Raw genomic sequence first — 12,727 nt, forward strand, 5'->3', positions numbered from 1 at the left:
TATTACTTTTATTATTATTAAAGGGTGCGTAAATGAGTTTAATGGAAATTCAGAGCGGTCGTGATGTTCCAAATGAAGTTAATGTAATCATAGAGATTCCTATGCACGGGGAACCTGTAAAGTATGAGGTTGATAAAAAAACTGGTGCTTTATTTGTAGATCGATTTATGACGACAGCCATGTTTTATCCAACGAATTACGGTTATATCCCGAATACTTTATCAGAAGATGGGGATCCTGTAGATGTGTTGGTAATAACTCCTGTTCCTCTGATTAGTGGGGCTGTTATTTCATGTCGAGCAGTTGGCATGTTAAAAATGACCGATGAATCTGGCATCGATGCAAAAATATTGGCTGTTCCAACAACCAAATTAAGTAAAATGTATCAATCAATGCAAACTTACCAAGATATTCCTCAGCATTTATTATTATCTATCGAACATTTTTTTAAGCATTATAAAGATCTGGAAGAAGGTAAATGGGTCAAGGTAGAGGGCTGGGTAGGGCCAGAGGCCGCTCGAGAAGAAATCACATCCAGTATTAACCGTTATAATAACACAAAAAAATAATGCAGTGACTTGATCTGTGTCAGGTGTTGGGCATTGCTCAGCACCAACCTTATATCTTTAGCTATTATCACTGTCTCTTCTCACTTTCTACTACAAAACAGCAAGTTCTATTGTATAATTTGTCATTCTTAAAAGTATAAGGATATTCAGTGCAACTTCCTCTTTCTACTTTATTGGTTTTATTATTCTTCCTAATTTGCCTGTCTGCTTTTTTTTCAGGTTCCGAAATTGGCATGATGTCTATCAACAGATATAAATTACGACACTTGGTAAAAAGCAATGATAAGCAAGCCATTCGGGTTAATTCCATGCTGGCTCGGCCTGATAAGCTATTAAGTGTGGTTTTAATTGGAAATACCTTGGCAAATATCGTGGCATCAACCCTCGCCACTTTAATTGGGCAACGATTTTATGGTGATGCCGGGGTTGCTATAGCAACTGCCTTATTGACCATACTGATCCTGGTTTTTGCAGAAATGACCCCGAAAACTCTGGCTGCTATTTACCCACAACAAGTAGCATTTGCATCTTCATTACCATTGCGTATTTTACAATGGATTTTTTCTCCTTTGGTCCATTTAATCAGTTTGATTTCCAATGCAATTTTAAGATTATTTAATATATCGGTAAAACGGATGCAAAAGGAGATGCTAACTGGCGAAGAGTTGCGATCTGTGGTTCATGAGGCAGGAGGATTAATGCCTGTAGAGCATAAAAGTATGTTAATTAGTTTATTGGATCTGGAACAGGCAACTGTTGAAGACATCATGGTCCCCAAGGCTGATATTGTTGGAATTGATTTGGATTTGCCCTGGATAGAGCTTTTGGATCAATTGGAAACAGCACAACATACAAGATTACCAATTTATCATGGCTCTATTGATCATTTGGTAGGGATGATTCACGTAAGAAATATTTTAAATTTGGCATTAGAAAATAAGTTAGATATGGAAAACTTATTAAATAGTGCTGAAGTTCCCTATTTTATTCCAGAGGCTACCCCATTAAATATACAAATCCTTAATTTCAGGAAAATGAAAAGAAGAAGTTGTTTTGTTGTGGATGAGTATGGCGATATTCTTGGGCTTGTAACGATGGAAGATATTCTTGAAGAAATAGTTGGTGAATTCACAACAGATATCGCTGCTCTGAGTCGTGATATTACTCCCCAGCAAGATGGGTCAGTTATAGTCGATGCCAGTATAACCATTCGCCATTTAAATCGTATGATGGGATGGAGCCTGCCATTAATCGGACCAAGGACTTTAAGTGGCTTGATTATTGAGCATTTAGGATATATTCCCCCTTCAGACTCTTGCCTGGTTATTGACCATTATCATATTGAAATATTAAGGGTCAGCGACAATATGATAAGAGGTGTAAAGATGATTAAAGTTAATAAAAAAAGAAAATAGCTCTTATAGACATTGGTACTCAATGGTTTTGACATTATCTAAAATAGAGTTAGATTTTCCCTTCCATACTATTATGGTATGACTCATACTGTTCTCAATAAGCTTCCAGCTTGTCTCTATTTTAGTTTGCTTAAATAATCATTCATTGATGAAGCAATACAATTTATTAATTCTATCGCAATAGATTGCTTCGATGTATATATTAAGACCTTAAGATCTCATTTTGAGGGGCAAGACAAAATTCGGATAAAAAAACATCAATATATATATTTTTTGGTGCATTAGTGTTAAAATAATTCTTTCATAATATGAAATAGAACGTATGAAAATTTTGTATGTACCATTCCCCAGGAACCAGGCTGGCGATTTAAAAACAATGGTTGAGCTTTGGAAAAAAAACGATGAGCAATTTTCCGGCGATCGTATTGAAATAATTTATTTCAATGATGACATTGATTATGATCAATTTGACGAAAAAATTGATATATATATTTGTGCGCATGGTTCAGATGATGAAAATTTAAAGGTTCTTTTTAATCATTCCAATCCATTAGTTGCAGAAAGCCTCGATATACAAAAAGTGGCTGAGCGATTTGAAGGCGATATTTTACCTATATCGTATTGGATATCAGCGGTTCATCTTTATTGCTGTGGAAGCAAGAATAAAAATCAGATGATGGCTGAATTATTAGGGCACTCATTGTTGAGACCAGAAAAGCCCATTTATCACTACAGTGGGTCAGTTTCTATTGTTGACGAATATGGGAAGCAATGGAGTTTTGCAAACCATGTTAAAATACCTGTGCATTTGACAGCTAAAAGAATATTTGTTCTGAACTTTTTTGATGAAGAGCAACCTCATAGAGCTTTTGTTAAAAAAGCATTTCAAAGCAAGACTTATAAAGAGTTATTAGCCAAGAAGGAAGATTCTTTTTTTGCGAAAGTGAAAGAAAATAGAGCTTCAGTGCTTTTATCCAAACGATTAGGCAAAAAGAGCCGGGATGGTGAAGAGAACTCTTTGTTGAGAAAGGGGAATTAAAGTTTTTACCTTTGATACATTATAGTTTGCGACAATTCGTTATACCAAAAGACATTCTGTGAATGTGCGATAAACATTGAACTCAGAATAAAAGTAAGTATTTTGATATGATTATGTTGTAGCCAAGACTTATAATAAGAGGCAAAAAATAATTTAAAAGCAAGCCATTTAGTGATGGGATTGATACATGGAGTTATGACAAAATGGGATTAAATGTTTGACAAAATATTTTTTTAAGCTAATCTTGTTTTTGTGCAACGCAACATATGGAGAGTGTAATGAAAGAGCAATTTTTTCAGCCAAAAGATTTAAATAATTTGCTTCGATCTGTTGAAAAACCAATTCAGGATTTGTTGGATCTCAATCTTAAAACATTAAAAAGTGTGTCTTATGTTACTCCTGTTGAATTATTCAATGTTTTAAAACCAGAAGAAATTCTGGAAAAAAATATGAATGTATTCATTCAAAATAGTCAAAGAGCAATGAGTTACATGCTTAATGTATTTCAAATTATGGAACATCATTGGATTAATATTTATGATCAAATGGCAGAAAATCCACCTGAAAAGAAAGTTAATCCAATAATAGGCAAAGCAAGCCACAAAGCGGATACCAACGCTCCAAAATCATCAGCGAGTAAAAAATCCATTACAGCAAAAAGTAAAACAAAGTCTGTTGCTGGACAGCCAAAGTCAAAAATAAGTAAAGCAAAACCGAAAACCAGCAGCCCAACAAAAGTTAAAGTAAATACTCAAGAACGGCCGACAGTAACCAAACAACAATCGCAAATGTCTTTGTCTTCTTTGCAGAAAGACATAGAAAAACAGGGTGTGAACACTCCTGTTGAATTGAAAAACTCAGTTGCGATATTAAAAAATGAAACAAAGGATATAGCGCCTTCTAATAATAAACCCAAATAAATTGGCGCCTTATCCTGTTTTCGGTTTGATCGCTTTTTTGAGAAATAGCAGACGGTGCCTGGTAAATCAGGGATATCCAGAAGCAGGAAATTGCAGGGTGTAATGTCAGCGACAAGGATGAGGCTGGCACTGCACCAACAAAATAAATGTTCTGGGTACAGGGCTTTCAAACGTGAGGAATAACGAATAAGATAAATGAATCTGTCTCAATCGCCAGATAATAATCAATTATAATGTAGCATCACTTTCTTTAAGGGTTACAACTCGAGCTGTGAACATATAGCCGCCATTGCGAATGGTTTTAATTAAAGCCGGTTTTTTTTTATCTATTTCGATTTTTTGACGTAAACGGCTGATTTGCACATCAATCCTTCGGTCAAAAGGAACCAGGTCTGTATTCTTGGTAATTTGTAATAAAAACTCTCTATCCAGGACTCGTTGCGGTTGTTGGACAAAAGTGAGAAGCAAATCGTATTCACCAGCGCTTAATTGCAATTCTTCATTATTCTCACCGAATACTTGTCGGGAAGCTGGATAAAGTCGCCAGTTAGCAAACATTAATACTTCTTTGCCATGGTCTACTTTTTGTTGCGCTCTGATTACTCGTCGAGAAATAGCACCAATTCGCGCATGCAGTTCACGGGGATAAATGGGCTTGGTCATGAAATCATCAGCACCGGCTTCAAGCATAGCAATGCTCGATTCTTCATCAGGCCTATTATTAATAACAATTAATGGAACCGGATACATATTATAAAATTGCTCAATTGCTTCTGGTTCGTTTTTTAAAATTGACCAATTAATTAAAATGGCGGTAGGTAATCCTTTTTCAACATGAATAGGAAACAATTTCTTTTGTTGAACAATATCAAGATTAAATTTTTCAAAATAATCTTTCAGTTCTTCACTGACAGCTTCATTATCAATAAATAGCAAATAGTGGCGTTGTGACATCAATTTGCCTCAAAGGTCAAAAAATATATTGCTTTAATTTTGGCAAGTTTATTAGTTGCTTGCAATTATTTTTAAATATTTATGATTGACAGAGTTTTTTAGAGAGCAATACCTGGTTTATTTTCAAGTTTGTATTTTGGCAGTTATAAAAATTAGGCAAAGATTTCTTTTCAGTGTTATTGTTAAAGTTCAAGTGTCAGGATAATGCTTGAGGAGAAAAGGATGACTCAAAAGATACTTCCTTTATCACATTGGTTTGTTACGGATAATGACAGAGCCAAGGCTCGAATCAAATATGAATTGAAACAGTTGGAGACTCAGCTTGGCAAATGCTTTAAGCAGCAGGATGATACTGTCATTTCAAAAAACAAGTACTCGCTTTACGTGGCTTTGGCAGATAAATATTCAGATTATTTGAAATTAATCGATGTTGATGCAAAATTTAAACAGTTCGGGTGTTTGGAGATACTTAAGGAGATTGGCTATGCGGAGGCTTACAACAGGATTATGCATTTGAAACAAAAAATATCTGCAGCAGTGAATTTGCAGGAGGAAGCAAAAATTATTGCTGAGATTTCATCATTATATCAATATCTCGCTAAAGCAATTGAGTCAAATGATTTTTCAGACGGAATAAATCATTTAATCCTGAATCAGTTTGATAGACTAAAGCAGTTATTTAAGAAAGAGAGTCTTGAGTTATGGTTATCAACTTTGGTTGATATTTGGAATCATGATTCTACTTTATTAAGGGAGCCAGCCAGGCTATTTCGCAATTGGGATCTCGAAGAACAAACAATAGCTTTGGATTTTTTTTCTGAATCTGAAGTTGTTAATTTAATAAATGCTATATTCTTTTATAAATTGTACCCTGACAAGTTATTTAATGAATTAATTCATCCTGAAAAATTGGTTTCAGTACGTATGCGTCTGGGTTTTTTGCATGAATTTATAGAGCTTCTACAAAAACAATTACAGAGCAATGCGCTTCAATACGGCTTAAATCCAGGAATTGATTTCCTATTTCATGGCGATGAACTGCCTCAAGGAATTATGATCGAAGTGAATGAAGTTTATAAAGATATAATCCAATCAGCTGTTAAAAACCTTAAAGTGCTATTCACACCTGAAAATAATGAGAAAGTTACCCTGGAACGTTTACATGATTTGGGAAGAGCATACAAATTTTGGTTTAATCCTAACAGGCTAATTGATGCTGTTATGGTCTTGCAGCAACGTCTGGTGACGGAAAGTATCTCTCAAGAGGATGATTTAGAAAAATTTCATCAAGAAATGCTAATTCTATATCGTCAGCTCACCACAACAGAATGCCTCGATTTATATGGTTATTTTGCCAATAATGACAGTCGATATTTACTTTATACTTTATATTCAATTATCAATGGTTGCTCTTTAGATTGGTTACCATCATTAAATTCAGCTGAAAAAAATGCCATAGCCAGAGTATATCAAGCATTAAAGTGTGTCATGGAGGCGCTAAGAGTTGAATTAAAAAACAGGTTTGTAACAACTGAACCTTATCTATATGATTTGGGAAAAAAGGAAATTCATACCGGACGGCGTAATCGAGAGGCCGTGTTTAGAACTATTGCGATTTATGGTTGTGAAAGAATAGTAATGAGTGATTCATTAGAAAGATTGTTTAATCTCATAGAAGAACCAAATAAGCAATTTTAGTAGTAAAAATGAATTATTCAGGTGACAATTGGTTAAGTATAATCTGGCCTGTGGGTATACTGGACTTCTACTGTTTGTCTGCACAATTTTGCAGTCAATATTATAACGTGCTTTTATTGAATGGGATAAACCAGTTTTTTACCATAGAATTGTTGAAGTTGTTTCTTTAGTTTTTCTGCTGGACTTGATTTGGCAAAATCACTCTGCAGGTTATCAATCCATTCTCCAGTTGAAAGATTGAGAATAACGGGTATGTAGGCGTTGTCATCCGGATATAGGGCCAAAATCCAATCCCCACTAATGACACCGTATAGTTTTTGCTTATTAACCTGAATTAATTCATCAGGCTTCAATTCAAGTTGCCCGGTATCTGGGTTAACCTTATAGATTCTTTTTCCTAATTCAATGGCTTTTTCTTTAGTAAAATCTTGATTTGGATACATCCCGCTTTCAATAAAAAATGTGCGCTGTGGTAATGGGGTATCAGGGTTTAATACAGTGGGCAGTAATGAAATGCCATCCATTTTCTGTTTTTTTGTGATATTGAGGAAGTCAAGAATGGTTGGAGCCAGATCAAATAATGCTACTCTTGTTTTGATTTTGCCTGTTTTTGTTAGTGGCTTTCCATCTTTATAAATATTAAATGTCAGAAGACTATGGTATTGCATAGGACTTAATATATCAGAACCATGACCAGCACTTTTATCCAGTTCGGTTGCAGTTTTGACTTTAAAATACTCTGCGAGTTTGCTAGTTAGAGAGCTTTGATATTTTTGGTAACTCGTCAAACGTGAGTTGGGATAATAAAGTACTTCGCCATGGTCGCTTAATATAATGAGTAGGCTATTTTGAAAATAGCCATGTTTTTTTAAATAACAGAAAATGATTTTAAATTGATTATCTACTGCTTTCAGCGCTCTTAGGTAAAGCGCATCCCGTTTGCTGAGGCTGAATTCATTATCCACTTGATCAGGCAAGGATGCAGCCCAGGCATAAGGCCAATGCGGAAGAGCAAAATGTATGGCAAGGAAAACAGGAAAATTTTGTTGTACAGACAGTTCTCTTTTTAATTCATTTGTAAAGGTTTCCGGATAGTAAGATATAAAGCTGGCTCTATTACTAAAATTATAGGGGAATAACCAGGCGCTAATGCGAAAATTGATCAGCAAGTTCCCAAGCGGGAAATCATTATACGAGCCAAGCATGACATCATTGACACCTGTTTTGGGGCCGATGATTTTTTTAAACCCAAAATTCTTATCTATGCTATTGAATCGCCTATCATCAGTTGCATAGATTGTGTTATACCCTAGTTTATTCAAATCCCACACAATGCTGAGCTGACTTTTAACCCGGCTTCGCTCAACTAAATTTTCTTCAGCAAGATGATGTTTGGGGTATAACCCAGTTAAAATGGAGCTCCATGCAGGATAGGTTCTGGCTAAAGGGCTAATAGTGTTTGTGAATTGAAAACTGTCCATTAGCACTTTATGAAGAAAAGGCATGCTTTTAGCCGTGACACTCTCAGGACTTAGGCTGTCTATGCCCAGGATAATGATATTGGGCTCTGAACCAAGGTTAGGATTTAAAGAAGGTTTCCAATAATTATTTAACAGGATAATACAAATGCCAATGGGTAGCGCTATTGATAATAAGCGAGCAGTCTTTCGATAAAACAAATAATTTAATAAGAGTAGCCCCAGGCAAGATAAGGAAAAATAAAGCAATATTAAAAAAATATATTCGGGAATTGGTGGTGAAAATAATTTGCTAAAAATACTAAGGGGGAAATAATAGGCATTAGCACTTAATATACAGCACGCAGATAAGGACCAAATAATAGTTTGCCATTGCTCAGTAGAAAAATAATGCCAAGATCGATTTAAAACTCCTATGAGCATCAGAGTTTGAATCATGGAAATGATGATATACAGGCTGAATTGAATTATAAGAGTGCCAATAATTTCAAAATAGATCGGCAAAGGCAGTTGAATAGAACTGATGAGGCTCTCGGCATGTGAATAGAGCAGAAGCAATTGTAAACCAAAAAAGCAAAGATTAAATAAAAGAAACTGGCAGAAATATGAAAAATTTGAGTTTTTTTGTTTCATGATTGATTGTCTGCAGGACAATTGATATGCCAGTTATAAATATAACTATCAATAGTATTGATATGCTTTAATTGGTTGCGCAGAGGTTCTTTCGCGAATTGTAATAAATGTTTGATGACAGATTTTTTGGTACCACCAAAATCTTCTTCATACCAATCATATAATTTAGAAACAATTAATTTACCCTCAATCACATGAACTCCTCTGAGAGAGTTAATGTATTTGGATGCCGCATCGTTAAGTTGTTGCTCCAGTAGTGCCCCCTGATAAGCTTGTTTGCTCAGATTAGGTGCTCCTATTGTGGCATTATTTAAAGCATAATGAGTTCTTGGGTCATTCCAAATTGGGCGAATAATTCTATTATTGATATCATCCAAGGATAAATTGGTATTTTTGATAGTGATAATATTTGCTCCCCAAGGCCCAACGCTAAATAATCCGGGAGAAATATTAATTTCCTGAATGTTTGCAATGGGATAATAGTTGGCTACCGTTAAAACGGTAAGAGCATTATATAAATTGATCCAATAAGCTAATTGTTCTTGGCGATTATAATTATCAATATCGATTTGTGATAAATTTTTTATATATTCTTTTAATGAGGCCAGTTCTTTCTCATTAATATTCACGTAGTCTACCAGATTGATGTCTTCTTCATTAGTAATTACATGATGATCAAGAAAATGTTGCCATGCCTGATGAGAAATAGTTTGTTTGGAAAGCGGATTATTGACCAGCCATTTGGGCCATAAACTTCTGTGGAAGGCAGCAGAAGCTGTACTTGTTATGAAACATAAGGATAGCAGGAATAAGAGCAGTATTTTTTTTCTGAATAAGATAAATATGGAATTGGATTTAAACATTAATTACTGCTCTGTTCTTAAGGGCACTGCTTATAGTATTCCCATCTAAAAATTCTAATTCACCACCTGATGGTATTCCATGTGCTAATTGACTGATATTGACGGTTTCACTTTTTAGCAACTGATAAATAAAATGAATTGTGGTTTGGCTTTCAACACTGGGGCTTAGTGCAAGAATAACTTCCTGAATTTTTTCCCTGATAATTAATTCCTTAAGTTTGGGTAGTCCTATGTCATCCGGTCCCAAGCCATCAAGAGGAGAAATTTTTCCCATAAGGACAAAATACTTGCCTTGAAAGGAATTGCTTTGTTCTATGGCAGAAACATCCGCTGGACTCTCTACCACACAAAGCAATGTCGAATCTCGATTGGGGTTTTGACAAAGAGCACACAGAGCTTGTTCGGTGTAATTATTACACTGCTGACAATGACTAATGTGCTTCATTGCCTGTTCTAAACAGGAGGCAAGGTGCAAACCTCGTTGTCTTTGGTGTTGCAATAAATGAAACACCATCCTTTGTGCTGATTTTGGTCCCACTCCGGGAAGACAGCGAAGCGCTTCTACCAAGCGGCTTAGAGCATCCATAGCCAGGGTTACTCTCCTTCTTTACCACCCATTAAATCAGTTGGAATATTAAGGCCAGCAGTCAGTTGGCTGATTTTTTCTTTGGATGCTTTTTCAATTTTACGCACCGCATCATTGACTGCAGCAGCAATTAAATCTTCCAGCATTTCAATATCTTCATCCATTAAAGTGGGTTTGATTTTAACTTCTGTTACATCATGACGTCCATTCATCTTAATGGTAACCATACCACCACCAGATTCGCCACTTACTACCAACTGGCTTAATTGTTGTTGCGCTTCTTGCATACGCTGTTGCATTTTTTGCGCTTCTTTCATTAAGTTGCCTAAATTTTGATTAATATCCATTACAGCCTCGTTTATTTGTGGTTAGTTTAATTAAGTATTATAAGCCATCTTTTAACAGGACAATAGAATTTTTGACCAATTCAGCTGAAAATTCTTGTTTTATCTGTTGAAATACTGGGTCAGCGTGTAATGCTGCCTCCGCATGTTCTTGCTTTTTTTGGGTAGCTTTTTCTTTTTGTTGAGCTGGAGAAGCATGCACGGTGTCTTGACAGTTTAAGATAATTTTTACCGGGCTTTTATAATAATCGGTCAATGCGGTTTCAATTCGGTTTATTGTTGTGGGGGTGAATAAGGACTGGTGTCCTTTATTGACTCCTAATGTAATTTCTCGCTCTTCTTTACCAAGAAATTCAGCATTTTCTATGGCATTAAGTGCTAAACCCGACAATTTTAGCTGCGGTATTATTTCGTTCCAGTTACAGTTAATGGATTCACCGGAGTTAACGGTTTTTTTATCGTCAGTTGGTAAGGATGGGGTCTGGTGATGGACAACGGTATTAGCTGTCGTTTTAGGAACAGGCATTGGTTCAATTCCAATGAGGTTTTGCGCTGGTGTTTTATCATCAGCATTTAGTAAGTTTGCTTTATTATTTTGCTCGAATGCCAATGGTGGTGTTGCTACATGAGAGGCTGGTTTAAACGTATACATGCGCAGCATTGTCATATTAAAGCCAATGGCTGGTGTTGGAGCGAGATGAATCTCCTCACGTCCTTTAATGCCTATTTGGTAGAATAGTTGCGTGTCTTCGGCCGAAAACTGTTTTGCCAACTCTTTAATTTCTGTTCTTGGACTAATTAGCGGATTGCTGTCACCCAGACATTGATAGACGGTAATTTGATGCAGATAGTTAAGTATTTCATCAAGGACGTATTGAAAGTTCCCTCCTTCGACAATGATTTGCTGACTTAATACAAGCATGGTTGGTGCTTCTTGCCTGGCCAGGGCTTGCAAAAGCAGCAACGCGTAATCTTCTCGGGTATGTCCCAAGAGCATTTTCACATCACTTGCCAGCAATTTCATTTCACAACTGGTAATGGCCTGATCCAATAAACTTAATGCATCCCGCATGCTTCCACGGGCAGCTTGAGCTAATATGTCCAGTGCTTGTACTTCAAAATCCAACTGTTCTTCCTGGAGAATTAATTGCAATTGCAGCTTTATTAACTCAGCAGGCAAGTGTTTTAGATTGAACTGTAAACAACGCGATAAGACAGTAACAGGTAATTTTTGAGGGTCAGTCGTTGCCAGAATAAATTTCACATGTGAGGGGGGCTCCTCTAAGGTTTTTAATAAGGCATTAAAGCTATGCTGGGATAGCATATGCACTTCATCAATTAAATAAATTTTAAAACGGCCATTTGTCGGCGCATATTGTATGTTATCAAGTAAGTCTCGCGTGTCTTCAACTCTGGTTTTGGAGGCTCCATCTATTTCAATGAGGTCGATATAACGGCCTTGTTCGATTGCAACACAGGTATCGCAATGAAGGCATGGTTCTGAGGTGATACCTTTTTCACAATTGAGAGCTTTAGCTAAAATACGGGCGACACTGGTTTTCCCGACCCCGCGAGTACCAGTAAACAGATAAGCATGATGCAAACGTTGTTGATTCAGCGCATTGATCAATGCCTTATTAATATGCTCTTGGCCAACCAGTTGGGAAAATGTGCGTGGTCGCCATTTACGGGCAAGTGCCAGATAGCTCATACATGTTTCACAAGTTGGGCGGCGACTCTAAGAGCCACACCCCGGCGCCCGCATCAACTGCTACCGCTGCTCCCTTCCGGGCCTGACGGGGTTCACAATCTATCGTCGCGAGGGGACCAATAGAGTCACCATATTTGAATAGCGAAGAGTAACAAAAAAAATATTCCGACGCTAGAGTTAATCACTATTATTATTTAAGAGCAAATGTTTTTCTAATATTTAGAGAAATTAAAAAGTTGTCATTAAACAGCCTGACCTAATGAAACAGCATGTCAAATCAACATGAATGAATATTCCCTTTTTAACTACAAAATATCTGACATATAGAAATCTTAGTAATAAACTAACCTAATATAAGTAAACAGGATTTATCAAATACCATTGACAATAGAAGTAAGCAGCAATTGAGTGAAACAAAAACACTTTTCAATTTCATTATTATACAAAATAAGTTTCGACTATCTGCTTTATGATAAAAAATTTAAAAAAGTATTTGACAGGGAATCTGAAATGAGTA

Annotated in this window: 11 protein-coding genes and 1 other RNA gene; 5 read left to right on the top strand and 7 right to left on the bottom strand. The window is 36.1% G+C overall.

Going from position 1 to position 12,727, the window contains the following annotated elements; all coding sequences use genetic code 11:
- Positions 1 to 32: 32 nt before the first annotated feature.
- The 4 genes from ppa (at position 33) to CC34_RS0112535 (ending at position 3,943) form a co-directional block, all read left to right on the top strand.
- Entirely contained in the window at positions 33 to 569 is a 537-nt protein-coding gene (ppa, locus tag CC34_RS0112520; RefSeq protein ID WP_027228794.1) for an inorganic diphosphatase, read from the top strand.
- A 149-nt stretch (positions 570 to 718) separates the two neighbouring features.
- Complete coding sequence (locus CC34_RS0112525) at positions 719 to 1,984, top strand: HlyC/CorC family transporter (RefSeq protein ID WP_027228795.1); 1,266 nt, start codon at positions 719 to 721, stop codon at positions 1,982 to 1,984.
- A 322-nt stretch (positions 1,985 to 2,306) separates the two neighbouring features.
- Positions 2,307 to 3,023: a hypothetical protein gene (locus CC34_RS0112530; protein WP_028379597.1), complete on the top strand. Its 717-nt coding sequence runs from the start codon at positions 2,307 to 2,309 to the stop codon at positions 3,021 to 3,023.
- Between the two features lie 278 nt (positions 3,024 to 3,301).
- Positions 3,302 to 3,943: a hypothetical protein gene (locus tag CC34_RS0112535; RefSeq protein WP_028379598.1), complete on the top strand. Its 642-nt coding sequence runs from the start codon at positions 3,302 to 3,304 to the stop codon at positions 3,941 to 3,943.
- A 228-nt stretch (positions 3,944 to 4,171) separates the two neighbouring features.
- Here CC34_RS0112535 and CC34_RS0112540 read toward each other — a convergent pair whose 3' ends face one another.
- Positions 4,172 to 4,897, bottom strand: coding sequence for a winged helix-turn-helix domain-containing protein (locus tag CC34_RS0112540; protein WP_028379599.1), 726 nt, complete (start codon positions 4,895 to 4,897; stop codon positions 4,172 to 4,174).
- A gap of 222 nt (positions 4,898 to 5,119) precedes the next feature.
- On the opposite strand from CC34_RS0112540, the gene CC34_RS0112545 reads away from it, so the two are divergent.
- Entirely contained in the window at positions 5,120 to 6,595 is a 1,476-nt protein-coding gene (locus CC34_RS0112545) for a hypothetical protein (protein WP_028379600.1), read from the top strand.
- 113 nt (positions 6,596 to 6,708) lie between these two features.
- Here the strand turns inward: CC34_RS0112545 and CC34_RS0112550 are convergent, their stop codons facing one another.
- From CC34_RS0112550 to ffs, 6 genes are all read right to left on the bottom strand, one after another.
- Positions 6,709 to 8,706: a sulfatase-like hydrolase/transferase gene (locus CC34_RS0112550; protein ID WP_027228798.1), complete on the bottom strand. Its 1,998-nt coding sequence runs from the start codon at positions 8,704 to 8,706 to the stop codon at positions 6,709 to 6,711.
- Positions 8,703 to 9,569: a DUF547 domain-containing protein gene (locus tag CC34_RS0112555; RefSeq protein ID WP_028379601.1), complete on the bottom strand. Its 867-nt coding sequence runs from the start codon at positions 9,567 to 9,569 to the stop codon at positions 8,703 to 8,705. Before CC34_RS0112555 ends, CC34_RS0112550 begins: the two co-directional genes overlap by 4 nt.
- A complete protein-coding gene (gene recR / locus CC34_RS0112560; protein WP_028379602.1) occupies positions 9,562 to 10,155 on the bottom strand; it encodes a recombination mediator RecR in 594 nt (197 codons plus the stop codon). Before recR ends, CC34_RS0112555 begins: the two co-directional genes overlap by 8 nt.
- 8 nt (positions 10,156 to 10,163) lie before the next feature.
- Positions 10,164 to 10,502, bottom strand: a complete 339-nt coding sequence (locus CC34_RS0112565) for a YbaB/EbfC family nucleoid-associated protein (RefSeq protein WP_011216606.1) — start codon at positions 10,500 to 10,502, stop codon at positions 10,164 to 10,166.
- Between the two features lie 37 nt (positions 10,503 to 10,539).
- Entirely contained in the window at positions 10,540 to 12,210 is a 1,671-nt protein-coding gene (dnaX, locus tag CC34_RS0112570) for a DNA polymerase III subunit gamma/tau (RefSeq protein WP_028379603.1), read from the bottom strand.
- A gap of 25 nt (positions 12,211 to 12,235) precedes the next feature.
- An RNA gene (gene ffs, locus CC34_RS1000000117155) (signal recognition particle sRNA small type) lies at positions 12,236 to 12,332 on the bottom strand.
- Between the last annotated feature and the right edge of the window lie 395 nt (positions 12,333 to 12,727).

Origin of the sequence: Legionella pneumophila subsp. fraseri, from assembly GCF_000586315.1 — a bacterium.
GTDB classification, from domain to species: domain Bacteria; phylum Pseudomonadota; class Gammaproteobacteria; order Legionellales; family Legionellaceae; genus Legionella; species Legionella pneumophila_B.

Coding starts and splice junctions, on each gene's coding strand:
- CC34_RS0112540 (WP_028379599.1), bottom strand. CDS start 4,897: ATGTCACAACGCCACTATTTGCTATTTATTGATAATGAAGCTGTCAGT.
- CC34_RS0112555 (WP_028379601.1), bottom strand. CDS start 9,569: ATGTTTAAATCCAATTCCATATTTATCTTATTCAGAAAAAAAATACTG.
- CC34_RS0112535 (WP_028379598.1), top strand. CDS start 3,302: ATGAAAGAGCAATTTTTTCAGCCAAAAGATTTAAATAATTTGCTTCGA.
- dnaX (WP_028379603.1), bottom strand. CDS start 12,210: ATGAGCTATCTGGCACTTGCCCGTAAATGGCGACCACGCACATTTTCC.
- CC34_RS0112530 (WP_028379597.1), top strand. CDS start 2,307: ATGAAAATTTTGTATGTACCATTCCCCAGGAACCAGGCTGGCGATTTA.
- CC34_RS0112545 (WP_028379600.1), top strand. CDS start 5,120: ATGACTCAAAAGATACTTCCTTTATCACATTGGTTTGTTACGGATAAT.
- CC34_RS0112550 (WP_027228798.1), bottom strand. CDS start 8,706: ATGAAACAAAAAAACTCAAATTTTTCATATTTCTGCCAGTTTCTTTTA.
- recR (WP_028379602.1), bottom strand. CDS start 10,155: ATGGATGCTCTAAGCCGCTTGGTAGAAGCGCTTCGCTGTCTTCCCGGA.
- ppa (WP_027228794.1), top strand. CDS start 33: ATGAGTTTAATGGAAATTCAGAGCGGTCGTGATGTTCCAAATGAAGTT.
- CC34_RS0112565 (WP_011216606.1), bottom strand. CDS start 10,502: ATGGATATTAATCAAAATTTAGGCAACTTAATGAAAGAAGCGCAAAAA.